This window comes from Desemzia sp. C1, from assembly GCF_020882875.1.
GTDB classification, from domain to species: domain Bacteria; phylum Bacillota; class Bacilli; order Lactobacillales; family Carnobacteriaceae; genus Desemzia; species Desemzia incerta.
This window is the reverse complement of the sequence record NZ_JAJIZP010000003.1, coordinates 312,755-338,832: the sequence shown is the minus strand read 5'-3', so window position 1 is coordinate 338,832 and position 26,078 is coordinate 312,755. Positions and strand designations below refer to the sequence as shown.

22 protein-coding genes and 2 pseudogenes are annotated in these 26,078 nt (G+C 38.4%); 18 read left to right on the top strand and 6 right to left on the bottom strand.

Annotated features, from left to right (window positions below; all coding sequences use genetic code 11):
* Positions 1–30: 30 nt before the first annotated feature.
* Together LMF32_RS02030 and LMF32_RS02025 are read right to left on the bottom strand one after the other, a co-directional pair.
* Positions 31–948: an AEC family transporter gene (locus LMF32_RS02030; RefSeq protein WP_230523684.1), complete on the bottom strand. Its 918-nt coding sequence runs from the start codon at positions 946–948 to the stop codon at positions 31–33.
* Between the two features lie 584 nt (positions 949–1,532).
* Positions 1,533–1,691, bottom strand: coding sequence for a hypothetical protein (locus LMF32_RS02025; protein WP_177192457.1), 159 nt, complete (start codon positions 1,689–1,691; stop codon positions 1,533–1,535).
* A 254-nt stretch (positions 1,692–1,945) separates the two neighbouring features.
* Here LMF32_RS02025 and LMF32_RS02020 point away from each other — a divergent pair, with 254 nt between their 5' ends.
* The 10 genes and pseudogenes from LMF32_RS02020 to LMF32_RS01980 all read left to right on the top strand — a co-directional run bounded on the left by LMF32_RS02020 (position 1,946) and on the right by LMF32_RS01980 (position 11,430).
* Positions 1,946–2,887, top strand: a complete 942-nt coding sequence (locus tag LMF32_RS02020) for an MsnO8 family LLM class oxidoreductase (RefSeq protein ID WP_230523683.1) — start codon at positions 1,946–1,948, stop codon at positions 2,885–2,887.
* A gap of 48 nt (positions 2,888–2,935) precedes the next feature.
* A complete protein-coding gene (gene mgrA / locus LMF32_RS02015) occupies positions 2,936–3,937 on the top strand; it encodes an L-glyceraldehyde 3-phosphate reductase (RefSeq protein WP_230523682.1) in 1,002 nt (333 codons plus the stop codon).
* Between the two features lie 69 nt (positions 3,938–4,006).
* The gene (locus LMF32_RS02010) at positions 4,007–4,387 is read left to right on the top strand and encodes a VOC family protein (RefSeq protein ID WP_230523681.1); all 381 of its coding nucleotides are present in this window, start codon (positions 4,007–4,009) and stop codon (positions 4,385–4,387) included.
* A gap of 95 nt (positions 4,388–4,482) precedes the next feature.
* Positions 4,483–4,860, top strand: a complete 378-nt coding sequence (locus LMF32_RS02005; RefSeq protein ID WP_092479351.1) for a VOC family protein — start codon at positions 4,483–4,485, stop codon at positions 4,858–4,860.
* 131 nt (positions 4,861–4,991) lie between these two features.
* A complete protein-coding gene (locus tag LMF32_RS02000) occupies positions 4,992–6,599 on the top strand; it encodes a gamma-glutamyltransferase family protein (RefSeq protein WP_230523680.1) in 1,608 nt (535 codons plus the stop codon).
* Between the two features lie 109 nt (positions 6,600–6,708).
* Positions 6,709–7,500, top strand: a complete 792-nt coding sequence (locus LMF32_RS01995) for an arginase family protein (protein ID WP_230523679.1) — start codon at positions 6,709–6,711, stop codon at positions 7,498–7,500.
* Positions 7,501–7,713: 213 nt separating this feature from the next.
* Positions 7,714–9,555 (top strand): annotated as a pseudogene (locus tag LMF32_RS01990) (alpha-galactosidase); the annotation flags it as partial.
* 60 nt (positions 9,556–9,615) lie between these two features.
* On the top strand, positions 9,616–9,906 hold the full coding sequence (locus LMF32_RS13675) for a GH36 C-terminal domain-containing protein (protein ID WP_347401923.1): 291 nt from the start codon (positions 9,616–9,618) through the stop codon (positions 9,904–9,906).
* Complete coding sequence (locus LMF32_RS01985; protein ID WP_230523678.1) at positions 9,906–10,817, top strand: ROK family protein; 912 nt, start codon at positions 9,906–9,908, stop codon at positions 10,815–10,817. Before LMF32_RS13675 ends, LMF32_RS01985 begins: the two co-directional genes overlap by 1 nt.
* The gene (locus tag LMF32_RS01980) at positions 10,798–11,430 is read left to right on the top strand and encodes an SGNH/GDSL hydrolase family protein (protein WP_230523677.1); all 633 of its coding nucleotides are present in this window, start codon (positions 10,798–10,800) and stop codon (positions 11,428–11,430) included. The genes LMF32_RS01985 and LMF32_RS01980 overlap by 20 nt, the downstream gene beginning before the upstream one ends.
* Positions 11,431–11,610: 180 nt before the next feature.
* On the opposite strand, the pseudogene LMF32_RS01975 reads toward LMF32_RS01980, so the two are convergent.
* Positions 11,611–12,990 (bottom strand): annotated as a pseudogene (locus tag LMF32_RS01975) (glycoside hydrolase family 1 protein).
* A 418-nt stretch (positions 12,991–13,408) separates the two neighbouring features.
* Positions 13,409–14,167: a GNAT family N-acetyltransferase gene (locus LMF32_RS01970; protein ID WP_230523676.1), complete on the bottom strand. Its 759-nt coding sequence runs from the start codon at positions 14,165–14,167 to the stop codon at positions 13,409–13,411.
* Positions 14,168–14,477: 310 nt separating this feature from the next.
* Here LMF32_RS01970 and LMF32_RS01965 point away from each other — a divergent pair, with 310 nt between their 5' ends.
* The 3 genes from LMF32_RS01965 to LMF32_RS01955 all read left to right on the top strand — a co-directional run bounded on the left by LMF32_RS01965 (position 14,478) and on the right by LMF32_RS01955 (position 18,400).
* The gene (locus tag LMF32_RS01965) at positions 14,478–16,127 is read left to right on the top strand and encodes an alpha-glucoside-specific PTS transporter subunit IIBC (protein WP_188204033.1); all 1,650 of its coding nucleotides are present in this window, start codon (positions 14,478–14,480) and stop codon (positions 16,125–16,127) included.
* A gap of 47 nt (positions 16,128–16,174) precedes the next feature.
* On the top strand, positions 16,175–17,518 hold the full coding sequence (locus LMF32_RS01960) for a 6-phospho-alpha-glucosidase (protein ID WP_230523675.1): 1,344 nt from the start codon (positions 16,175–16,177) through the stop codon (positions 17,516–17,518).
* A gap of 102 nt (positions 17,519–17,620) precedes the next feature.
* Entirely contained in the window at positions 17,621–18,400 is a 780-nt protein-coding gene (locus LMF32_RS01955) for a MurR/RpiR family transcriptional regulator (RefSeq protein ID WP_230523674.1), read from the top strand.
* A gap of 36 nt (positions 18,401–18,436) precedes the next feature.
* Here LMF32_RS01955 and LMF32_RS01950 read toward each other — a convergent pair whose 3' ends face one another.
* Complete coding sequence (locus LMF32_RS01950; protein ID WP_347401922.1) at positions 18,437–18,931, bottom strand: DUF6612 family protein; 495 nt, start codon at positions 18,929–18,931, stop codon at positions 18,437–18,439.
* 222 nt (positions 18,932–19,153) lie between these two features.
* Here LMF32_RS01950 and LMF32_RS01945 point away from each other — a divergent pair, with 222 nt between their 5' ends.
* The gene (locus LMF32_RS01945; RefSeq protein ID WP_230523672.1) at positions 19,154–20,431 is read left to right on the top strand and encodes an ectonucleotide pyrophosphatase/phosphodiesterase; all 1,278 of its coding nucleotides are present in this window, start codon (positions 19,154–19,156) and stop codon (positions 20,429–20,431) included.
* Positions 20,432–20,514: 83 nt separating this feature from the next.
* Here LMF32_RS01945 and spxA read toward each other — a convergent pair whose 3' ends face one another.
* Positions 20,515–20,922: a transcriptional regulator SpxA gene (gene spxA, locus LMF32_RS01940; protein ID WP_092479363.1), complete on the bottom strand. Its 408-nt coding sequence runs from the start codon at positions 20,920–20,922 to the stop codon at positions 20,515–20,517.
* Positions 20,923–21,213: 291 nt separating this feature from the next.
* Here spxA and LMF32_RS01935 point away from each other — a divergent pair, with 291 nt between their 5' ends.
* From LMF32_RS01935 to LMF32_RS01920, 4 genes are all read left to right on the top strand, one after another.
* Positions 21,214–21,516 carry a hypothetical protein gene (locus LMF32_RS01935; protein ID WP_230523671.1) on the top strand — a complete coding sequence of 101 codons (303 nt, stop codon included), beginning with the start codon at positions 21,214–21,216 and terminating at the stop codon, positions 21,514–21,516.
* A 10-nt stretch (positions 21,517–21,526) separates the two neighbouring features.
* On the top strand, positions 21,527–23,122 hold the full coding sequence (locus LMF32_RS01930; RefSeq protein WP_188204036.1) for a lipopolysaccharide core heptose(II) kinase RfaY: 1,596 nt from the start codon (positions 21,527–21,529) through the stop codon (positions 23,120–23,122).
* Between the two features lie 551 nt (positions 23,123–23,673).
* A complete protein-coding gene (ltrA, locus tag LMF32_RS01925; RefSeq protein WP_230523625.1) occupies positions 23,674–24,963 on the top strand; it encodes a group II intron reverse transcriptase/maturase in 1,290 nt (429 codons plus the stop codon).
* Between the two features lie 139 nt (positions 24,964–25,102).
* Entirely contained in the window at positions 25,103–26,014 is a 912-nt protein-coding gene (locus LMF32_RS01920; protein ID WP_188204037.1) for an RluA family pseudouridine synthase, read from the top strand.
* Positions 26,015–26,078: the final 64 nt, after the last annotated feature.

Below are 26,078 nucleotides of genomic sequence, written 5' to 3'. Positions count from 1 at the left end.
TTTGAATCAGTTTAACGCTATTTTTTATACTCAAGAAAACAACATATTCGAAATCGTCAAAGTCATAGGAAGAGTGATGATGGATAGTAGCGTGGATAAAACAACGATTCTAGCCCCGTACTCATAATTCCCGCCATAAATTTGAGAAAAGAGAGCAGTATTGATGGCTGAAGGTGCGGCAGAAGCAATCGTCAGAACCATTAAAATCAAATAATTATCGATTGGCAATATCCATAATATAAACATTCCTACTAAAGGATAAAGGATCAATCTCAAGAACGTGGTCCAATAAGCCGCTTTTGAATTGAAGATATCAATCAGATTGCTCTTAGCGATGTAACTACCTAATAAAATCATGGCTAAAGGAGTATTTAGTGAACTTAAATCATTAAACGCTTCTGATAAAACGAAAGGCAAAGGGATTTGAGTCAGATAGAAAAATAAGCCGACATACAACCCGATAAAAGCTGGGTTAAGCAAAGCATTCTTTAACTGCACCATTCGTTTATCTCCAGTAACGGTATAGATACCATAAGTCCATTGAAAAGTAATGGAAACTACCATAAAACCAGTCATAAAGAAGACACCTTCATAACCCAAAACAGACATCACCAAAGGAATTCCCATGAAGTTTGAATTGGAAAAAGTAGCAGCAAATTTATCGATCCGTTGTTCTTTTTTTAACAAGAAATGATTTAAAAAAGCTCTTGAAGAGAGCAACAGGAAAGATACACCCATTGTCATTATCAACAAACCCATTTGGTTAGATTCAAAATCTTGTGTAAATGCATTGATCAAAATGATAGGCGTTATGTACTTAGTCAGCATATTAGCAATTTGCTGAGTACCATCATCATTTAAAATATTTTTTTTCATTAAAAAATAGCCAAAAAAGATCAGCAGAAACATAATGCTCATTTGTCCAACAATAATAGCGGAAATATTCATCTAATTAAAATTCCTTTCTTAATCTGAAATAAAACACTATTAGTACTAGTATACGGGTCATTGGCAAAATAAAAAAGGGAATTCATTTATTTATCTGGCTTAGAAAATAGTATAAAAGAAGAACAGAACAAGTATTGGTTTTGAAAAGTATTTATAGCTGTGAGGCATAAAATATCTTATTTGATGCATTAAAAAAGACTGTCTAACTGTACAAGAAATAAAAGAAGAGCAGAATAATAATCTGCTCTTCTGGTTAGTTTATTGAATTCAATTTCCTATGTTACCAATCTTTCAGCTGTTAACGTACAGCCAGACGAGATAGTTGGATCACCTTAACCTTTCTTTTTGGAGTAGAAACTCAAAAGATTAATGACAGTCCCCTCCTTTTGATTAAGTAGAGTGAATAATAATCCGCCAAAGGTTATGGAGTTGGGTTTGGAGGTTTATTACGTCTAGCCAATGAATCCAATAACATAGATGAGATAAGTTCAGTAAAAGGATGCGCTTGGTTGACCATTTGACCACTCCTTTATTCTATGTTTATAAAAAAACAGCCTCTAGCACAAGGCTAAAGACTGCTTCATTTATCTGAGGTTATTGTATCGTCTGTCTACAGAGTCACGGGCTTGTACGCGTACGCGAACAGCTTTTCTTTTTAACATAGAAAAGTGAGCACGCAGGAAAAGTGCTGAGGTTACAAACATCATGAATCCTGAACTGAAAATCAATGTTTCTGTGTTCATATTTCTCATCCTCTCTCCTAAAAATCCTTCGGTCCTGCTACACTTAAAGTAAAACCATTTACTTTTATTACACCTTCATTATCTCTTATTCATCGGAATACTTCAACAAAAACACTCACTTTCTTTTTTTAAATTAAAAGCATAGGCGATAAGTTGTATTAAGCAGCTCAAAACAGAAAAGTTTCTTAAAAAATATGTAAACGGATTCTTTAATGGTATAATGAAAAAGAATTCTAGTATGATGGGGTGTTCATATGAAATATAGTGTATTAGATTTTTCTTCTCAAGAAACGACTGTTTCAGCAAAGAAAAATCTTAATGAAAGAATCAAATTAGCCAGATTGACAGAATCTATGGATTACCATCGTTTTTGGATCTCGGAAAATGAAGCCAATTCAGTACTGGTTGGAAGTACGCCAGAGTTGATCATGGCTCATTTGGCATTAGCCACAGATGAAATACGGATTGGATCTGCAGGTATCATGCTGCCTTACTATAATGGAGAAAAGATTGCGGACACTTTTAAAACAATGGATGTGGTCAGGAACAATCGAATTGATGTAGGTGTGGGGCAAGCTGCTGGAAAAAATTGGTTTTCAAAAAAACTGAATGAAGATCCAACCGACTATCATGTGTTTGAAAGAGAAATGAAAGAGGTACAGCATTTGCTGGAAAAAACGAATCATATGAAAGCCGAAAATGCGTACACTTCTTTAATGAAAAACGGAAACCCCGAAATTTTTATCATCAACAGTAATGCAAGGAATACCCCCATCACAGCTGAAATAGGGGCAGGTTTTTTCGCACCATATTATTTGAATTCATCCGAAGAATTAAAGGATGCAATCCGCTATTATCAAGAACATTTTGTCCAATCTAATATATTGGAAAAGGCCCACGTTATGCTGGCTGTTTTTGTCGCTATTGGCAGTACACCGCAAGAAATCGAACAGTTAAAAAGAGATTTCAATCAGTGGGATGAATTGCAGCAGGCATCTGATAGAGAAAGAGACCCAAATCGTGCTATTATTGGGACTGGGGAAGAAGTGGTGGAACGAGTCAGTGAGTTAGCTAAAGACTATTTGGCTGATGAAGTCATGCTGATCCCCAATATAGAGAACAATCAAAAAAGAGCCGGAACGATTCAATCGTTTGCAGAAGCGTTAGCGGAACATAGAAGAGCTCTTTTTGGATAAATAAGTTATTGTTTATTAAATAATAAAGAAGATTGAAGGAGAGATAGGATGAGTTACCAAGCAGCAGAAAATCGTTACGATAAAATGATCTATAATCGAGTAGGAAAAAGCGGGTTGAAATTGCCGGCTGTTTCGTTAGGAATGTGGCACAACTTTGGAGACGTAGATTTATTTGATAAAAGCCGAGCTATTGTCACGAGAGCATTTGACTTAGGAATCACTCATTTTGACTTGGCAAATAACTACGGTCCTCCAGCCGGAAGCGCTGAAGAAAACTTCGGCAGAATTTTTGAAAAAGATTTAAAACCGTATCGTGATGAACTGATTATTTCCAGTAAAGCCGGGTATTACATGTGGCCAGGTCCTTATGGAGAGTTCGGATCGAAAAAGAACTTAACGGCCAGTATTGACCAAAGCCTGAACCGTATGGGATTGGATTATGTAGATATTTTTTATTCTCACAGACCAGATGTCAATACACCATTTGAAGAAACTGCTCAAGCATTGGATTTGATGGTGCGTCAAGGAAAAGCTTTGTATATTGGGATCTCTAATTACTCTTCAGAACAAACTGCTGAAATCAGCGCTATCTTTAAAGAATTGAAAACACCATTCATTATCCACCAACCTTCATACAGTATGTTCAACCGCTGGATCGAAGACGGCTTACAAGATGTCTTGAGTGAGAATGGAACAGGAACGATTGCTTACAGTCCATTAGCGCAAGGATTATTAACAGACCGTTATCTAGATGGAATCCCAGAAGATTCACGAGCTGGACGTTCTTCAAGTCCGTTTTTACAAGAAGACCAAGTTCATGAAAATATCGCAAAATCGAGAGCGTTGAATGAAATTGCCAAACGACGTGGACAATCATTAGCTCAAATGGCTGTCGCATGGATCTTGCGCGACCAAAAAGTTACCAGCGTATTAATTGGAGCAAGTCGTGTTGCTCAATTGGAAGACAACGTAAAAGCTTTGGACAACATTCACTTCACACCTGAAGAGTTGAATGAAATTGATGCTATTTTAAACGAGTCGAAAAAATAAAGTTCTACCAATTAGTCTCTTCATTCAATATACTGAATGAAGAGACTTTTTATTGCAGGAGGGAACCAAATGAACTTAAAACACATTCACCATGTCGCTATTATTGCGTCCGATTATGAAAAATCGAAATATTTTTATACTGAGCTGTTAGGACTAGAAATCATCCGTGAGAATTATCGTGAAGAAAGAGATTCATACAAGCTGGATTTGAAAATCGGAGACAGCGAGATCGAACTATTTTCTTTTCCAAATCCCCCAAAAAGACAAAGCGGACCAGAAGCTGCCGGATTAAGACACTTGTGCTTTTACGCAGATGACATTGAAGAAACCGTAAAAGAATTGAATCAAAAGGGAATTGAAACCGAACCGATTCGAATCGATGAATTTACGGGCGGCAAATACACTTTTTTTAAAGACCCAGACGGTTTACCGCTGGAATTGCATGAGTAAATTTTCAAAGTTAAACGAACATTTTTGAAAGTTTTAATGAGTTAGGTTAAAATAAAACAGGTAAGGGCAATTTATTCGAGAAGGAGAAGGATGCTATGAGTACAAAAATGATCCATACGTGCTATCGAGTACAAGATTTAGAAAAATCAGTTGAGTTCTATACAGAAATTTTAGGGATGAAAGAAGTTCGTCGTTTAGACTACCCTGATTTCAAATTTACTTTAGTTTATTTAGCCTTTGAAGAAGGCGGCTACGAATTGGAATTGACTTACAACTACAGCGCCGAAAAATATGACCTAGGAAATGGTTATGGACACATCGCTATAGGTGTAGATGACTTAAATGCAGTTCATGAAGAATACAAAGGCAAAAACTGTGATATTACAGATATCAAAGGTCTTTCTGATGGAGCAGCTACTTATTTCTTCATCATGGATCCAGACGGCTACAAAATCGAAGTTGTACAAAACTAATCCATCCCCTATGTAATAGGGATGGTTAAACACCAGATTCATTAAAGACTGATACAAATGGTCTTTAATGAATCTATCTTTTTATTTAACGAAATAACCTAACGACTGCATAAACTATCAGGGGGAATTTGATGAAATATGATGCTGGGACTTTCCATTATTCATCTAGAAGAGAATTGGTTTACGGAAAAAAAGGGATGATTTCTACGACACACCCGCTAGCTTCACAAGCTGGACTGGAAGTGTTGAAAAAAGGCGGCAATGCAATTGATGCGATCGTGGCTGCTGCAGCGGCACTAACCGTTGTTGAACCATCTGCGAACGGAATCGGGGGCGACAGCTTTGCGATCATTTGGTACAAAGGTGAAATGTATGGTCTTAATTCAAGCGGTGCTGCTCCTGAACTGATGAAACGAGAAGCCTTCCAGCAAAAAGGAACAGAGATTCCGCGATATGGACTAGAACCGGTAACTGTTCCAGGAGTGCCTAAAGGATGGGCATCACTGGTCAATAGGTTCGGACGACTAGCGCTCAGTGAAGTGATGGAACCTGCAGCCGTCATTGCAGAAGAAGGACATCCAGTAACCAGTAAGATAGCAGAAGCTTGGGAAAGAACGTATCACATTTTTTCCAAGCAATTGAAAGACTATCCGGTGCTTCAAACGTGGTTCGACACTTTTTGTCCAGACGGAAAACCTCTTCAAGCAGGAGATATGTGGTTTTCAAAAGGGCATGCAAAAACGTTGCGTGAGATTGGAGCTACTGATGCAGAAGCTTTTTACTCGGGCTGGATTGCAGATGAAATCGATGCTTTTTCCAAAAAATATGATGGCTACATACGAAAAAAAGATTTAGAGCAACACCAACTCGAATGGATCACACCTCTTTCAACTGCATATAAAGGATACGATATATGGGAAATGCCGCCAAACGGACAAGGGATAATCGTGTTGATGGCATTGAATATCTTAGAAGAGTTGACATTGAAAGACAAGGAAAGTCCAGACACTTACCACAAGCAAATCGAAGCCATCAAGTTGGCTTTCAGTGATGGATTGCAGTATATTTCTGATCCACGTTCGATGAAAGCAAAAATAGAAGACATGCTGTCCAAGGAATATGCTGCTAATAGAGCCGGACTAATCACGGAGCAAGCTCTTTCACCTGAACCTGGAAAATTCGACAACCCAGGAACGGTCTATTTGGCTGCTGCGGATGGGGAAGGAAACATGGTCTCCTATATCCAAAGCAACTATGCTGGATTTGGTTCTGGATCAGTGGTTCCTGGGCTTGGAATCAGTCTGCACAATCGAGGCAATCAATTTTCGTTAGATGAAAACCATCCAAATGTATTGGTCCCAGGCAAGAGACCTTTTCATACGATCATTCCGGGATTTATCACTCAAAATGGAAAGCCGATTGGACCATTCGGTGTTATGGGTGGAGGAATGCAGCCTCAAGCGCACCTTCAAGTTTTGAGCAGTATGATCGATTTTCAATTGAATCCACAAGATGCTTTAGATGCTCCTCGCTGGCAATGGTTGGAAGGCAAAAAGGTTCTTGTTGAGCCGCAATTTCCTTACCCCATCATTCAAGACTTGATAAAAAGAGGACATGAAGTACAAATTGCTGCAAGTCCTTTGTCTTTCGGGAGAGGGCAAATCATTTTGCAGCAGGAAAATGGAGTCCTCGTTGGAGGCACTGAGCCGAGAGCGGATGGACATATAGCAGTCTGGTAAAATAGAAAGAGCAATAGAGAAAATATTTTTCTATTGTTCTTTTTTTGACGCTCTTTTTTGATTAAAATAAAGGGAAGGAATAAAATAACGAAACGCAGGTGAATAGAACATGGGGATTACGTTAGTGAATGTCAAACATCAAGATGTTCTTCAGAATCTATATGAAGGATTGTATCATCAGTTAGTAGATATCAGTGATTTACCGGGCATCAATACGATTTGTGCAAAAGAAACTGTGGAGACGATACGAAACCGATTTGATATTATCAGCCGCTCTGCAATTCATTTTTTAGGAAATGGAAATTTTCACTATTTGACACTTCCTCTGCTGCAAAAGTATAAACACCCTTTTTCGCTCATTGTATTTGATCATCACAATGATGCTGGAAAGTTGGACTATGAAGGGTTCACCAGTTGCGGTTCATGGATAAATGAAGTGGTAAAATTGGTTCCTGCAGTCAAAAAAGTTTTCCTTGTAGGCTGCGGGGAAGAAAACGACAAGGAAATGAGTCAAGAGATAACAGAAAAAATCATCATTATTCCAGAAAGAGAACTAAATCCTTTGAAATTGTATCAAGTGTCTAAAATGATTCCGACAAAAGACATTTATTTTAGTGTTGATCGAGATGTTTTAACACCTAAAGAAGTACAGACCAATTGGGATCAAGGAAATGTGTCAACTGAAGAACTAATCGATTACATCAAGATTCTGTCAAATGATCATGCGTTAATTGGTGCCGATATTTGCGGAGATTTGGACTGGGATTACAATATGAGTAAAGAATATAAAAAAATTCCAGCTCGAGAACAAGCCTATCACGTTAATAAACAGTTGTTTGAAACGTTCGAAACGATATTGAAGAAAACAGAAACTTTTCCTTCAGAACAACAAATCGTTTAATTAGTATATACAAATGGTGTGAAAAACCTATCTTTGAATAAAAAATTATGTATAATATAATTTGTGCACTACTAATATTCACTACAAAAATGAAAGCGATTTAAAACTTGTTGTATCATCAAATGAAGGAAAAGCGAGGTATTTTTAATGGAAAAAATGCAGTTGATCCACATCAATGAAGAAGCCAAGGAATTTCATTTAAGCAACGGTTAAGTGAGTTATATTTTTAGAGTAGAACCTAAAATCAAACAGCTAGAGCAATTGTTTTTTGGTAAGAGCATCAAACACAGAGAATCGTTTTCTTATTTAGTCGAACGGGAAAATCGTCCGGCGAATAATTTATATGAAGGTGATCACACCTCAGCTCTTGAGCACATTAAACAAGAATATCCTGGGTTTGGGACCACAGATTTCAGGTATCCGGCTCATCAAGTAAAATGGCCAATAGGAGACCGGGTGACCGACTTGGAATATTCTTCTCACAAAGTAAGGAAAGGAAAGCCGGTTTTAGAAGGCTTGCCAGCTACATACACTGAAAACGATACAGAAGCAGAGACATTGACAATAACGTTGAAAGACGCCTATTCTGAGTTAGAAGTCTATTTAAACTACACGATTTTTGCAGCATTGCCTGTAATCACTCGCAGCACTTGTTTTGTGAATCAAGGTTCAGAAACTATTGAGTTGGAGAATGTCATGAGTGCGAGTGTCGATTTGCCGGATGCCAACTATGATTTGCTTCATTTGAATGGAGCTTGGGCAAGAGAAACCCATGTGGAACGTAAGGCTCTTCATACAGGTCTGCAATCAGTCTCTAGTGCCAGATGAGCAAGCAGTCATGCTCATAATCCGTTCATGGCGTTAGTCCGTCCAGACAGCACAGAAACGGTTGGAGAAGTCTATGGTTTTAGTTTAGTTTACAGCGGAAACTTTTCTGCACAAGTAGAAGTTGATACGTATCATGTGACGAGAGCAATGATTGGAATCAATCCGTTCCGCTTCAATTGGCAGTTGGATCCCAACGCTTCTTTCCAAACTCCTGAAGCTGTCATGGTCTATTCGGATAAAGGGCTGAACGGAATGAGTCAGACTTTTCACGAATTGTATCGCACTCGATTAGCCAGAGGTGTATGGAGAGACAAGGAACGCCCAGTACTGATCAACAATTGGGAAGCGACTTATTTTGATTTTAATGAAAACAAAATCCTGGAAATTGCAGAAAATGCTGCTGAATTAGGAGTAGAGTTGTTTGTATTAGATGACGGCTGGTTTAATAAGCGGAATGATGATTCAACTTCTCTAGGAGATTGGTTTGAAGACGAGTCGAAGTTGCCTAATGGGATCAAAGGATTGTCAGAAAAAATCCATCAATTAGGATTGAAGTTCGGGTTATGGTTTGAGCCTGAGATGGTCAATAAAGACACAACACTTTATGAACAACAACAAGACTGGATCATCCAAGTGCCTGGGAAAAATGTTTCTCATGGACGAAATCAATTTGTATTGGATTTTTCTCGTCCAGAAGTGGTAGATAATTTGTTCCAGCAAATGGACACGATCATTGAAGGTTCTCAAATCGACTACATCAAGTGGGATATGAACCGCTATATTTCAGAAGCCTTCTCCATCAGTTTGCCTGAGGATAGACAAGAAGAGCTTTATCACCGCTATATCTTAGGTGTTTATGATTTATATGAACGATTGATCGCCAAGTATCCAGAGATTCTGTTTGAATCTTGTGCGGGCGGCGGAGCGCGTAATGACCCTGGAATGTTGTATTATGCACCTCAAGCTTGGGCGAGCGACGATACAGATGCAGTGGAACGATTGAAGATTCAATATGGAACGTCGATGGTTTATCCGATCTCCAGTATTGGAAGTCATGTTTCAGCAGTTCCTAATCATCAAGTAGGGCGTATGACCTCAATGGATATGCGTTCTCATGTGGCTTATTTTGGGACATTTGGTTATGAGTTGGATATTACAATGCTCAGCCACGAAGAAACAGAATCGATTCAGCAGCATATTCAGTTCTTTAAAAAACACCGCAAGTTGATCCAACAGGGAGATTTTTATCGTTTGAAATCACCGTTTGAAGGAAACCATACGGCTTGGATGATCGTTTCAAGAGATCAAGCTGAAGCTGTTGTAGGGTTTTATCAAATTTTAGGGACACCTAATCCAGCCTATGAACGGTTGGTATTAACTGGACTAGATCCTGAAAAACGTTACGCTGTTCATCCTATGCAGCAAGAACGTTACGGAGATGACTTGATGGCTGCTGGGTTGATTTTTGCGGATGATGTGACGACTGATCGAGGCAAAGACTGGACTTTTAATCGTCACGGGGATTTTACGAGCAATATTTTCTATTTGACCAGTAAAAATGATTCGGAGGGAAACTGATGGGATTAGCAGTATTTGATATTGGAGGCACATCTGTGAAATATGCCTTCTGGCAAGAAGACGATTTGATTGATAAAGGCAGTTTCTCTTCTCCAACAACATGGGTTGGCATGAAACAAGAGTTGAGAAGAGTGAAGGAAAAGTATGCAGAACAATATGTGGTAGAGGGAGTAGCAATCAGTTCTCCTGGTGCGGTCAATCAGGCTGCTAGAGTGGTTGAAGGAGCTAGTGCATTGCCTTATCTGCATCATTTTCCAATCTACGATGAATTGGAAGAAATGTTTGGATGTAAAGTGGCTTTGGAGAATGATGCGAATTGCGCTGCTTTGGCTGAAGTATGGAAAGGTTCGGCTAAAGGATTGGACAATGTATTGATGGTCGTTGTCGGAACAGGAATCGGCGGTTCTGTGATCATCAATGGTGAAGTGCAGCACGGAGCTCATTTATTCAGCGGTGAGTTTGGATTTATGCTCTTAAATGAAACGCAAACGTTCAGCCAATTGGGAACGGCCGTAAAAATGGCGCAACGTTATTGCGAGCGTAAAGGGTATCCTATAGGGACTGTGAACGGGGAAGAGGTTTTCCGATTAGCAGAAACAGGAAATGACATAGCTGCAGAAGAAGCAGAAGTCTTTTATCAGTCTTTGGCACGCGGCATTTACAATTTACAATACAGCTATGATCCGGATTTGATCTTGCTTGGCGGAGGCGTATCCAATAAGCCTGATATTTTAGAACAATTGGAGAAACGCATCGAACTTATTTTGAAACAAGTGGGTATTGCTCCATTTGTTCCTAAAGTAGAAACATGTTATTTTAAAAGTGAAGCCAATTTGATTGGGGCTGTCTATAATTATATGCAGCAAAGTAATAAAATCAGGGGGACCGAGAATGAAACTATTGCAAAATGACAAAATATTGTTTTATGGAGACAGCATCACAGATGTAGGAAGGAACCGCGATGAATATGGTAATTTAGGTCAAGGGTATGCACTAATGATCGCTGGTAAGCTGCAGGCCAAATATCCTGAGTTGAACTTAACGTGTTTAAATCGGGGCATCGGTGGAGATAAAATAGCTGATTTGAAGAACCGATTGGATGAAGACTGTATTGCATTGGAGCCCACAATAATGTCTATTTTAATCGGGATTAACGATACTTGGCATATTGAAAATTCTCCAGCACTAGGGTCAAAAGAAGTAATGGTTCAATTTGAACAAGACTACCGTGAGGTTCTGAAACGCATTAAAGAAGAAACGACTGCACGCATCGTTTTGATGGAACCTTATGTCTTACCGTATCCGGAAGATCGTACAAAATGGAGAGTTGATTTAGACCAACGTATCCAGATCATCCGCAAATTAGCGAAAGAATTCAAGACAGAATTTATAGCGCTGGATGGTCCGTTGAATGCTTACGGTATCAAGCACAGCTTCCAATATTTAACTGGAGAAGATGGTGTACACCCAACTGTGGCAGGACATGGATTGATTGCTGAAAAATGGTTGGAAATTGTAGAATAAGAAGATACAAAAAAGCGGCCGAGAGAATTCTCTCAGCCGCTTTTTTCCTAGGCTAGCTTATAAACTTTTTTAAGAAATATTTTTAAAAAGTAATTAAATTGAGGGTTCTCTTTATCTTATAGAGTGGGCTCTTCTTTTTGTTTTTCGAATGATTGATTTAGGGTGATGGTTTCCTAAACATCAATCTAAGTATTTACCGTTGCTTTCAATAACTTTTTTGAACCAGTCAAAGCTTTTTTTAGGAATTCTGCGCATATCCTTTAAATCGTGGTTTTCACGATTGACGTAAACGACCCCGTAACGTTTTCGAATATCGCCTTGAGAACTTAAAATATCGATCAATCCCTAACCCAGATAACCGATACAATCTACGCCATCTAAGAACATAGCATCTTTCATAGCTTGTAAGTGATCACGATGATAATTGATGCGATAATCATCTTGGATCAGTTCATTTTCCGGCAGTTCTTCGATTACTCCGATACCATTTTCGATAGGGAAGACAGGTAATTTATATCGATTATACATGTCTCTAAGAATACTTCTGAATCCTATAGGATCGATTTGCCATCCCCATTCAGTAGCTTCCAGATTAGGATTCGGCTGACCACCAATTTCTCTGTATTGATAAATCGGTGTATCTTTGGTAATCTTATCAGCGCTTATGACTGAACTTGCATAGTAGCTGAATGACAGCCAATCGCTTTTCATTTCTGCTAATGTTTCTTCATCGCCTTCTTCGAATTCAGGCATTAAATTGTTTTCTTTCAAATAAGCTAACATGAAAGCAGGATATTTACCGTTTGTAAATATATCCAGATGAAATTGGTTAGTAAAGTCATCTACGAGTTGAGCAGCTAAACTATCTTCTGGTTTAGAAGTAGCTGGATAAACTTTATTGTAGGCTACCATTCCGCCAATTTCGCAATTTGGTGCTGATTTGTGGAGATAATTAGCAATCTCTGCATGAGCAATTAAAGTGTTGTGCTGAAGTTGATACAATTCCTTCTCTGTTCCGTCACCTTCTAACAACCCACCTATTTGAAAACCATGAGACATAGCGAAAATGTTTTGTTCATTAAAAGTGATCCAGTATTTTACTTTGTCTTTGTAACGATCAACTATAAGTTTTCCATAACGAACAAAAGCATCTACTACATAACGAGATAAAAATCCACGGTATTCCTCAGCTAGATGTAGAGGCATATCAAAATGATATAAACAAATCATCGGTTCGATTCCGCGTTCCAATAAATCATCAATAAAACGATCGTAAAAGGCGAGACCTTCTTCATTAACCTCACCGTCTCCATTAGGAAACACACGCGACCAAGAAATTTGAAAACGATAGCAATTCATCCCTAATTCTTTCATGTAGTCAAAATCTTCTTTGTATTGATGGTAGCTGTCTGTAGCCACTTTCCAATCAGAAGCGTGTTCGCTGGCTTCTCTAATATCGTAGACTGATTTTCCTTTCCCTCCTTCGTTCCATGCACCCTCTGTTTGCATGCTGGAAACAGAATTTCCCCATAAAAATCCTTGCGGTAATTGAGATGGCATAACTGTAAAACTCCCTTCTATTTTAAAACAAGCGTAAACGTTTACAAATAAGTTGTCAATACAAATTAAACGTAAAGTGTTGTTCTATTTAACCAATGGACAGGTGTATTATCCACACAGTTCTTTTGCTGCAAAATTACAAGAAGGTAAAATAAAACTTGTGTAAAAGAAGTATTTGTGCTAATATAATCTACATGCGATGAGTTGACCGGCAATCAGATGATTTATCATTTCGCTTCGGCGACATAGTGATTGCCCCAAATTAGACAGGGCACATGTGCGTAAGCACACTGCAGGATGCAGGTGTTTGGATCCCTCTGTTTTGTGGAATTCATGGAACCTATTGAATGAAAATTGAATACTGTCGAAAAAGCTGCAAATGGTCCTTCTTTGGAAGGTATCATTTGCAGCCTTTTTTTTATTTCGGCGCAGAAAGTTCTTTCAATGCGCCAACTTGGTAACTTAAATAGGTATAATTTTGTTTAAGATACATATCTTTAGGAGTGTCTTCTGCATCAGCAACCAAGATGACTGTTTTTGAACCAGCGTTTTCCATGACAAATCGTTGGATCTCTGTACCAACACCTTGTCTTTGGTATTCTTCAAGTACAAAAAAATTATCTATCTCAATTGTGTTCTCTTGTATCAGCAAATCAACGCTGCCAACAGGAATACCATTGAGATAAGCGATCACTTGTTGAATAGCAGAGTCATCAAAATCTTGATCGTAAAGATCTTGCTTTTGATCTGCAAAAGTCTCACTGATGTCAGTATCTTGTACTCGATTGATTTGTTTAAAACTCTTTAACGATTCTTCCGTAACGAATTCTACCGTCACTGCAGGATTTCTTTTGGTGGGGGTGAAGTCTTTAGGATCAATGGCATACAGCTCCAGAATCTCAATTCCATAACCATTACTTGATAAGTAATCAATGATCAGTTCAGTAAATCCATAGTCCTCTGGCCAATAAAATTTAACATGGTCCATTTCCATATCTTCATGAAACTCCAGCAATATTTTTTCGATCAGTTTAAATTCTTCTAAAGTAGGTTGGTATTTCAACCGCATAAAATTATAGTCGTACATAAAACGTGCGTCGTGATTATGGTAGAGTTTATAGAATTCATTTTCTTCAATCAACTCTGTTTTAGATGTAATCATATCAAAAGTAATCATAGTGGACCTCTTTTTCATAGTATAGGTAAGAAACTTTTTGCATAGCAAATCATACGTCTTAATTATAACAGTACAAATACGAGAATGAAACATTGGCAGCAGTTGGGAAAATTCCCAGCTAATGAGAAAAATAATTTAATTGAAAGCGTTTTCCCTAATTGGTATAGTGCTGTTGTGTCTAAAAATACTAAATGATATAGTCTAATTAAGGAAGCGATTACATATAGAGGAGGACAGCAGAAGATTGAACAGCTTATAGGAAATCACTGTTAAAAAGTTTTTAACTAGAGAGTAAAGGAGATGTCAGCAAATGATGGAAAAATTGCAACGATTCGGTGGGGCCATGTTTACACCGGTATTATTATTCGCCTTTAACGGTATTATTTTAGCTCTTGCAATTGCAATGCAAAATGACTTGATCATGGGAGGACTTGCAGCTGATGGAAGTCTATGGTCAGAAGTCTGGTCTATTATTGAGACCGGCGGATGGACCATTTTTAACAATATGGAATTATTATTTGTGATCGGATTACCGCTGGGATTAGCTAAAAAAGCCAGTGGTCGAGCTTCTTTAGAAGCCTTCTTGATTTATATGACGTGGAATAACTTTATTGCGAAAATGCTTGAACTATGGGGACCATCTTTTGGTGTCGACTATAGCCAAGAAGTAGGCGGAGTTAGTGGTCTTAAACTGATTGGCGGTGTGAAAACGCTGGATACCAACCTTATAGGGGCTATCATTATTGCAGGTATCGTTGTTTTTATCCACAATAAATTCTTTGAAAAGAAAATACCTGATTGGTTAGGCGTTTTCCAAGGATCATCTTTAGTTGTCATCATCGGGTTTATATTGATGTTCCCATTAGCGCTTTTGACATCTTGGGGATGGCCGGCAGTTCAAGGCGTTATCGCTGCTATGCAGGGCTTCTTACAAACTTCTGGAGCATTTGGAGTTTGGATTTATGTATTCTTGGAAAGAATATTGATCCCAACTGGATTGCATCATTTCATTTACCAACCATTCATTTACGGACCAGCTGTTGTGGAGAATGGAATCACAGCTTTCTGGTTGAACAACTTAGATTACTTTGCAAGTACAGAAGGGTCTTTAAGAGAATTGTTCCCGCAAGGCGGTTTCGCATTGCACAACGTGTCTAAACTATTTGCTCCTCTTGGAATTGGGGCAGCATTGGTAGCTACTTCAAAACCAGAAAAAAGAAAACAAACGATCGCTTTAGTGGTTCCTACTGCTATGACAGCTGTTTTAGCTGGTATTACAGAACCGTTTGAATTCACATTCCTATTCTTAGCTCCACAATTATTTGCAGCTCATGCTGTAATTGCAGCAACATTAGGCACAACGGTCTACTTATTAGGAGTAGCAGGAGATGTAGGTAGCGGATTGTTGGCAGTCATTTCTCAATTTATTGTACCGATGTCAGCAACTCATTTAGATGCTATTTTAATCTTATTTGGTACTGGATTGGTCTTTAGCGGGATTTACTTCTTAGTTTTCCGATTCGCTATTTTAAAATGGGACATCAAGACACCTGGGCGTGAAGATGCAGAAGAAGTGAAAATGTACCGCAAAGCGGATTACAAAGAAAAGAAAGCTCAAGATAAAAACGGAGCTACAGTTACTGCTTCTCAATCGGATGATCCTTACGCTGTAAGAGCAGCAGCATTCCTTGACGGTTTAGGCGGTCCTGAAAATATCAGCCGTATCAACAACTGTGCAACTCGGTTAAGAGTTAGTGTGCACGATGACTCTCTAGTTAGAGAAGATGGTTTCTTTAAGCAAAATGGTGCGCATGGTTTAGTTCGAAAAGGCAATGCTTTACAAGTCATTGTTGGATTAGATGTTCCTCAAGTCAGAGAAAAGTTTGAAGACATGGTGAACCAAAACAGCTCCGAAACAAGTAATGAGTTGGAAGCTGATCAAGGTACAAATTTAACATAAAGTAGTGGAATAAACTAAAACAATCATAAAAAAAGGGGATTTTATTTATGGCTTTAAAAGAACAATCAATCGTTGTTGCAGGTGGCGGAAGTACATTTACTCCAGGGATCATTATGATGTTATTAGAAAACTTAGATAAGTTTCCGATTCGTCAAATCAAATTTTATGACAATGATTATGATCGTCAAAAACAAATTGCAGATGCTACTGAAATCATTTTGAAAGAAAGAGCACCTCAAATCAGATTCGTTGCGACAACGGATCCGGAAGAAGCTTTTACAGATATCGACTTTGTAATGGCACACATTCGAGTAGGAAAATATGCGATGCGTGAAAAAGATGAGAAAATACCATTGAAATACGGAGTCGTTGGTCAAGAAACGTGTGGTCCAGGAGGAATTGCATACGGAATGCGTTCCATCGGCGGAGTTCTGGAATTGGTGGATTACATGGAAAAATACTCTCCAGATGCTTGGATGTTGAATTACTCTAACCCGGCTGCTATTGTGGCCGAAGCAACTCGTAAATTGCGTCCGAACAGTAAAATCATCAATATCTGTGATATGCCTGTAGGAATCGAGGCACGAATGGCAGAAATTCTTGGTCTAGAGTCTCGTAAAGATATGACCATACGTTACTATGGATTGAACCACTTTGGGTGGTGGACAGATATTCGAGATAAAGACGGAAATGACTTGATGCCTAAAATAAAAGAACATGTAGCAGAACATGGATACGTTACACCAGGTGAATTAAATGGTCGTCCTGAAGAAGAAATAGAACCAAGTTGGATGCATACATTTGGAAAAGCTAAGGAAGTCTATGCATTGGATCCAAAAGTATTGCCAAATACTTATTTGAAATACTACTTCTACCCGCAAGACGAAGTAGAACATTCAAATCCTGAGCACACTAGAGCTAATGAAGTTATGGAAAATCGTGAGAAAAAAGTTTTCTCTGAATGCAACCGCATCGCAAATATCAAAACCGCTAAAGATGCAAAATTAGTGACAGATGATCATGCTTCTTATATCGTTGATTTAGCTCGTGCTATTGCTTACAACACAAGAGAAAGAATGTTATTGATCGTTCCGAATAACGGATCTATCGTAAACTTTGATCCGACAGCTATGGTAGAGATTCCTTGTATTGTCGGATCACAAGGACCAGAACCATTGACTATGGGTGAAATTCCTCGTTTCCAAAAAGGCTTGATGGAGCAACAAGTGGGAGTTGAAAAATTAGTCGTAGAAGCTTGGGCTGAAGGTTCGTACCAAAAACTATGGCAAGCGTTGACACTATCAAGAATCGTACCAAATGCCAGAATCGCGAAACAAATCTTGGATGACTTAATTGAAGCCAATAAAGAATATTGGCCAGAATTAGTTTAATTCCTTCCGTTTGAATGTAAGTTAACTCAACTCTGTATGCCTCTGTGTTATACTAAGATTAGTTTTAATGAACAAATAGTCTTAGTATAAACGGAGGTGTTTTTGGTATTGGAGTTAGAAGCCTTGATCAATGCATATTACCACGAACTAAATGAAAACGATTTACAAATTCTGTCTTTTATCGTGAACAACAAACAATCAGTTCATCAAATGACAATCACTGAATTAGCGAAATTGACCTTAACATCTAAGTCTACGGTTTTAAGACTGACTAAAAAGCTGGGCTTTTCAGGCTATAGTGAATTCAAATACAGCTTGAGGCATGAAAAAACAAAAGAAGCTCAGGACTTGAATACCGTTAAATTTGTTGATTTGCAACGTAAAGATATAGAAACGACTAAAAAACTGTACAGTCAAACAGACATTGCTCCCATAGTGGAAGCTTTGCATCAAGCTGACCGTATTTTTTGCTATGGAACAGGTTGGGGGCAAAGAGACGTATTATCCAACTTTAGAAGGAGTATGGTTCCAGTTGGCAAGTTTCCAATAGTGTTGTCTGCATTAAAAGAATTGGAGATGGCCAGTACGAGTTCTGTGACTTCAAAAGATTTAGTGATCTTCGTCTCGTTGAGCGGGGATATTATAGAGGTAGAGAAAATTATGAATGTATTGACTTTAAAAGACATTCCGATATTATCGATCACTAGTTTCCGCAATAATCAAATGGCATCAAGAGCTACGTTTAATCTTTATTTTCAAACGACTCCTGTGTTGGTACAAAACGAAGAAATTTATTCGTTTCTTCCCTTATATGTAACCACTGATTTGCTGCAACGCTCATATGTGGATCATGTGTTGTTTTCAACTGACAAAAATAACTAAAAGAAGAAGCTGGAATATTTCAGCTTCTTCTTTTAGTTATTGAGCACTAGATGCAGAATCAATAATTTCTTGAGGAATGGAAATATCATTCATTTCGTTCATGTTTTTATAGGTATGATGAATCGTCATCACAAGATCATGTCCATCTTGAACACCAGACAGCTCGTTAGTAACTTCTTGGATCAGCAATGTTTCTTTATCTATAGACACCATAACCTTTTGTTCTACTTCTTCAGGAGAAAGCGACCCAAAATTTAAGGAATAAGGGGATTCAAAGGATGAATACAAATCGGCATTTATCCCTTGAAAAGTATAAACGTACTCGTCCTCATTTTCAGTCAATTCACCAATTTTACTGATAGATTCAACAATGGGAACAAGGTTAGGATAAGTTGTGCCTGTACTCTGAAAAAGAGCTTCTTGCTGATTAGACATGTCCATCCAACCTTGATCATTAAGATTCAAGTAGGCTTTGTCATCAACTGAATAATATTCTTGTGTCAAGGATTCACCAGCTGCAGACTTATTTATAGTGCCATAAGTATCCAGAGTTTGTTCATTAAAGTATATTTTTCCTCATTGATTCTCCTCCCAACATTGTTTCAATGAGCTAGTTAAAACGTTTTGGCTTTCACCCAGTTGGTTTACTGGGAATGCCTTTTAAAGGTAACGTCATTGAAAGAGAACTTCTTTCTAAATCAAGCAAACTTATGTCATAATAAGAGCAATTGAACGTACGAAAGGAGAATGGAAATGGACAAACAACGGTTATATATTATCTCGTTAGATGCATTTGGTTCACAAGATTTGGCTTACGCGAGAACCTTACCGAATTTCAAGTATTTATTGGACAGAAGTGCGGTAATTAAACAAGTGGAGACGGTTTATCCTTCATTGACTTATATGGCTCATACTTCTGTGGTGACTGGAATGTATCCAATTAACCATGGAATCCTGAACAATACATATCTTCAACCAAAAAGAATTTCTCCTGACTGGCATTGGTACGCGAAGGACATCAAAGTTCCTTCACTGTTTGACGCAGCACATGAAAAAGGATACAAAACAGCTAGTTTCCTGTGGCCAGTAACTGGTCGGAGTCAGTCGATCGATTACAATTTTGCAGAAATCTTCCCTAATCGCCAGTGGCAAAACCAAGTTATGGTGTCGTTATACTCTTCTAGTCCCAAGTTTATTATGGATCTCAATCGAAAATATGGACACCTAAGAAAGGGAATCCAACAACCTGAACTGGATGAATTTTTGACAGCCGGCATACTGGATACGATCGAAAACAAGAATCCTGATTTATTAGCGATTCATTATGTGGAATTAGATAGTATGAGACACAAATACGGAGTCCATTCTCCTCAAGCAAAAGAAGCTATTCGTAATATGGATCGCCACTTAGGACAAATCATTAAAATGATGAAACAAAAAGGAATCTTTGAAGAGACTATCGTGGCTATTTTAGGAGATCATTACCAAATTGACACACACACTGTGATTCACTTAAACAGTTATTTTGAAACATTAGGATGGTTGAAAAAGAATCAAAGAGGTCAGATAGAAAAGTGGAAAGTTGTGGCAAAAAGCGCAGATGGGGCAACCTATATCTATACTAAACCAGGGATGGATCTGCAAACCGTAGCTGAAGCACTTCGTAAACTTCCAGAAGGAATCGAATTTATTTATACGCAGCAACAAGCAGTAGAACTAAGAGCCGATAAGATGTGCAGCTTTTTACTTGAGGCTGAACGAGGCTATTATTTTTCCGATAAAGATGGACCGTTGTACGAAAAAACAAAAGGCACAGATTACCACAAAGCAGCTCATGGTTTTTCGCCGACGAAAGAAAATTACGACACGATGATGTTCATTTCAGGTCCTGGAATCAATCAGCAGGCAAAACTCTCTTTTGCTCGACTAGTAGATGCAGCACCGACTTTATTGTACGCAATGGGATATGAATTTACTCATGAAACAGATGGGGTTATCCTGAAAGATTTGTTTGTAGCTGCTGATGAATAAAAAGGTGTACGAAGCTGGAGACTTTAATAAAAAATTAAAGGCAAAAAGAGCTGGGAATGGTGATCTCAGCTTATTTTTGCTATTCAGTTAGCTTCTAAGGCGAGTTCTTCTTGAATACGTTGGAATTCTAATTTGCGGACGTCTCTTGGCAAGAAGCAACGGATTTCATCAGCGTTGTAACCTACTTGGATTCTTCTTTCATCCGTAAGAATAGGTCTTCTGATGAGTTCGGGATTCTTATGTATCAAATCCAACAACTTTTCCAAGGACAATTCTTCAATATCGACGGTGAGATTTTGATAAGCGTGAGAACGGTAAGAAATAATTTCTTCAGTTCCTTCTTCTGTCAAACGAAGAATATTCTTCAATTCATCAATAGATAAGGGGTTAGCAATAATGTTTTTTTCAACATACGGCAAGTGTTGTTCATCTAACCATGCCTTTGCTTTTCTGCAGGAAGTGCAACTAGGGGTAGTATAAAGATTAATCATATTTATCTCTCCTTTACTTATGTAGCAATTAGGGATAAAGCGATTTCAGTCATTATTATATCCCTTTTATTAAAAAAAAGCAAGAAATTTGACTTTTTTTATTTTCTGATTCTCATAGTCCCATCATTTAGCTTAGAAAAATTCGTTAGAAAAATAGTCATTGAAACTAAAAAAGAACTTAAAAAAGTGTAATTTTTTTACTTAAGGACATTTCTCGTTATAATAAACTCAACAGATCCTTATCTTGAAATTTTTAATAACTACTGCAAAAAATAGAAGGAGGAAATGACAATGAATGATTTGAAAAAATTGATCTTAGCAAGTATTGGTGGAGTTTCAATGACGTATGATAAAGTCGAAGAAATGGTTGAAAAACTAGCTTCAAGAGGGCAAATCACTGTAGAACAAGGGAAAAAATTAAGTGAAGAATTGATGCGTAAAGGAAAACAAAAAGATGATTCGATCGATAAGGATGAAGTACAAGCTATTTTGCTTCAAATGAACGTAGCCCAACGCAAAGATATTGAAGAATTAGAATTGAAAATTGCAGCTTTAAACGCTCAAATTGATGAGATAGTAGAAAATAACGAGTAGGGGTGATCTTGTGCCTTCAAGTGGAGAAAGATTACGGGAAATTGTGAGGGTCTTAGCTAAATATGGTTTCGGCCATATTTACAATACACGTGTCCGCTCACGGAAAAAAGAACAGGACCCTAAAAAACTACGCCAAGCATTTGAAGAACTGGGTCCTGGCTTCATCAAGATAGGGCAGATTCTTTCTACTAGAAGAGATATCTTACCCTTGGAATACATTACTGAATTATCTAAGCTGCAAGACGAAGCGCCCTCTTTCCCATTTGAAGAAGCAAAAGCGATTTTTGTAAAAGAATTTGGACAGAAAATAGAAGATGTTTTTGAAAGAATTGACGAAAAACCTTTAGCAAGTGCTTCTGTCTCACAAGTACATCGCGGCAAATTGTACACAGGCGAAGAGGTCATTCTGAAAGTCCAACGTCCGGATATGGAGACCACTCTTTTACAAGATATCGAGTTGTTTATTCGAATTGTGGATCGTGCGCCTAATATTTTTAAAGATTTCTTAGTGAGTCCTAAAGAAGCGTTTGAAGAAATTCGCCAAACCTCAAAAAGAGAATTAGACTTTCGCAATGAAGCCAATGCTATATTGCGCTTCAGCGAGTTGAATAAAGAAGTAGCTTGTGTAGACGTGCCGAAAGTGTTTTTATCGTTTAATTCCAAACGAGTGATTGTAGAAGAGTACATTGAAGGGTATAAAATTTTAGATATTGAATCGTTGAATGAAGCGGGCTATATCCGCGAAGACATCGGAGAAAAACTATTGTTGGCTTTTTTATCTCAAGTCTTTAAAGACGGTTTTTTCCACGGGGATCCTCATCCAGGGAATCTGATCATCAAAGAAGGAAAGATTTACTTTATTGATTTTGGAATTATGGGTCAGTTATCCAGTGAAAATAGAGAGCATTTAAATCAATTGTTGAAATCGATCGTGATGAAAGATCTAGATCAGTTGATGAATACGTTATTAAAAATCGGTGTGCAGAAAAAGCGGATCGATCGAGCACGTTTTTACGAAGATTTGAATTATTTGGTGGAAACGTATTTAACTGCAAGTTTCAGTTCAATCCAATTTGGCACTTTGATTGCGGATGTTTTGGATGTTACTCGAAAACACAGCATTTCAATGCCTAGCGAATACACAGTTTTGGTCCGAGCTTTAACGATGTTGGAGGGGTTGATCACTGATCTGGCACCTAATTTGAACGTCGTACAAGTTGCAAAAGGCTACTTATCTGAGAGTGATAATTTTAAACTATTCGAGCCAATCAGCAGCGAAAAACTGTTGCTGAACTCTGTGAAATTTGCCAAAGGTATGATTGAATTGCCTCTGCAAGTCTCAAAACTTTTTGAAAACCTGAATAATGGCCGAACGAAGATCAAATTGGATCTAGTCAATATGGATGACAAATGGACTGGACTAAATAAGATGGTCAATCGCGTCGTTTTTGCATTGATTGTTTCTGCACTGATTATGTCTTCAGCATTGATTATTTTTGCTACAGAAAGAACAGGGACGTCTTTACTAGGTATCATTTTTTTCCTTGGTGCAGGATTTTTAGGGTTATGGCTGATCATTTCCATTATCCGTTCAGAAAGGTTATGAGGGTTAAACCAAGTAAGGTGCAACAGGAGAAAAGAGCAGAAACTCTTTTCTCTTTTTTGGTTCGCCCAGCATGGGCGAACTCTAACGGGTGTAAGTCCCGAATGCGACCTGACAGTGGTAAGCATATAGCTGACGGCAAGGGTGTCCACCGTGAGGTGGAATCTGAAGGAAGCCCAAGGCAAAACTCTGGTCTGACGAACAGAAATCACATAAGAGGTGAGTCGAGTGGATAAAGCTGCCAAAGAAGCTAAAGTCCGATAACTGTCCTAACTCGAAGCATAAATGTGGCAGATAGATGGAGTGAAAGAGTTCGCACCTTAACTGGGGAGGTCTCATGACGTTATACCAAATACACTTAGTGATAAGTGCTTGACTCATGAGAAGTCAGCAGAGGTCGTAGTAGTGAAGACAGCTAGTGAAAGCTAGAAAGAGCGAAGGACCGAACAATTTTATCGTTACAAACATCTTTATTGGAGGCCGCCAAAGACTATTGGCTACGACAGCGTAAAAGTAGATAGCTGCCTTACGAGAGCAGAAAAGGAGTAACAAGCATGCAGGAAAACAGGACACTGGATAGAATCCTATCCAGAAATAATTTAAACGAAGCCTTTCGACAAGTGGAACGGAATAAAGGTGCCGCAGGCATTGACGGTATGTCTATCGAAGAGGCTAAAGAATATCTTCGTCAGCACAAAGAAGAGCTTATTCAGACTATTCGTCAACGTCACTATCAACCTAAACCTGTCAGAAGAGTAGAAATACCTAAACCATCGGGTGGGGTCAGACTACTGGGTATACCGACAGTGATTGACCGAGTTATTCAACAAGCGATTGCACAAGTTCTCACACCCATTTTTGACGAACACTTCCACAACAGTAGTTATGGATTCCGTCCAAACCGCAACGCCCATATGGCTATAGCGCAAGGGCTAAGAGATATGAACGAAGGGTATCACTGGATTGTCGACATTGATTTAGAGAAGTTCTTTGACACCGTTAACCATGATCGATTGATGAATCTAGTTTCTCGGAAAATAACCGATGGTGATGTGATATCATTGATTCGGAAATATCTCGTGAGTGGCATTATGGTAAACGGAGAATATGAGGAAAGTCCAGTTGGCACTCCCCAAGGGGGAAACCTCTCGCCATTATTGAGTAATATCCTCTTAAATGAACTCGACCAAGAACTAGAGAGAAGAGGTCTACACTTCGTGCGATACGCAGATGACTGCATTATCCTAGTTAAGAGCGAATTCGCAGCAAGGCGCGTAATGCGTTCGGTTACACGATATATTGAGGAAACTCTGGGTTTAACTGTGAACACGAGTAAATCGAAAATCATTAAACCTAATGACCCAACCTTTAAATTCTTGGGATTTGGATTCTATTGGTCGAAAGCAGATAAAGGCTATCAAGCAAAGCCTCATGCCATATCAATCGAGACGTTTAAATATAAGCTTCATCAGCTAAGCAAGAAAAGCTGGGGCATTGATATGGCTTACCGCATCGTTAAATTGAATCAAGTCATCAGAGGATGGGTGAACTATTTCAAAATAGGAAATATGCACACAAAACTCAAGAAAATAGCGAGTCATCTTCGTTATCGACTGAGGATGTGTATCTGGCACCAATGGAAAACAGCCAAAAATCGAAGAAGAGCCCTCACTAAACTAGGGATGAGCGACTACAACGCCTACATGAATAGCCACAGTTCCAAAGGAACTGCCCGAATAGCCCTGTCCTGGGTTATGACAACCACAGTAACCAATAAGATACTAGCCCTTAAAGGTCTAGTATCTCCAGATAGTTACTATTTAAAACAAAAGCATGTTATATAAAATTGAACCGCCGTATACCGAACGGTACGTACGGTGGTGTGAGAGGACGGTAAATAAATTAATTATTTACCTCCTACTCGATATGCCTCGTTTAAAGCCAGAATAGTGTATAATAAATCATGAGAGCGAGGAATTTAAAATGAAAAAGCCTATGAAGAAAACAGCAAAGAAAAAAGAGGGTAAGGTAAACTTAGTCGTAAAAGAAGAAACCGAATTATTGGATTTTCTGTTGAATCAAAAAGTAAAAAGCAGTCGAAATTCGATCAAATCTGTATTAAGCAGAGGCCAAGTAACTGTAGATGGAAAAGTAGTGAAACAATTCAACTATACTTTGACACCCGGACAAGTAGTAAAGATCGAAGACAATAAAGCTGCTCAAAAACAAAGTGAATTGGTAGGAATGTCTATTTTACATGAGGATGATGACATTATCGTTGTGGACAAAGAAGCAGGCATTTTATCGATAGCTGCAGGACATCAAAAAGAAATGACGGCACATAGACAACTCAACATTTATGCAAAACAAGAAAATCCGAATAACCGCATATTTGTGGTGCATCGTTTAGACAGAGACACTTCTGGTGTGATGTTGTTTGCTAAAAGTGAAGAAGTTAAACAAAAAATGCAGCAAAATTGGAAGAATATTGTGAAAGAAAGAATCTATACGACTTTAGTCGAAGGAGACGTTAAAGAAGAAGCCGGAAAAATTGAGTCTTGGCTGACAGAGAATACGAAATCGTTCAAAGTCCATTCCAGTCCTAGAGACAATGGCGGACAGCACGCTGTAAGTCATTACAAGAAGCTGCGTTCAAACGGGGTTACCAGCTTGCTGGAAGTGCAGCTGGAAACTGGTAGAAAAAATCAGATCCGTGTGCATATGGCAGATATCGGCCATCCAGTAGTAGGAGACAAAAAGTACGGATCAACGGTCAATTACATGAAACGTTTAGGTTTGCATGCGACGACGATCGCTTTTGAACATCCAACAACAGGCGAAGTGGTGCGTTTTACTTCTCCGGTTCCAAAGGTGTTTTACACAAAAACAAAATAATCGGTCTAAAGTTGGAAGATAAACCCTCTAGAGTTGGGTAAACTAAGTTAAGGAGGTTAGACAT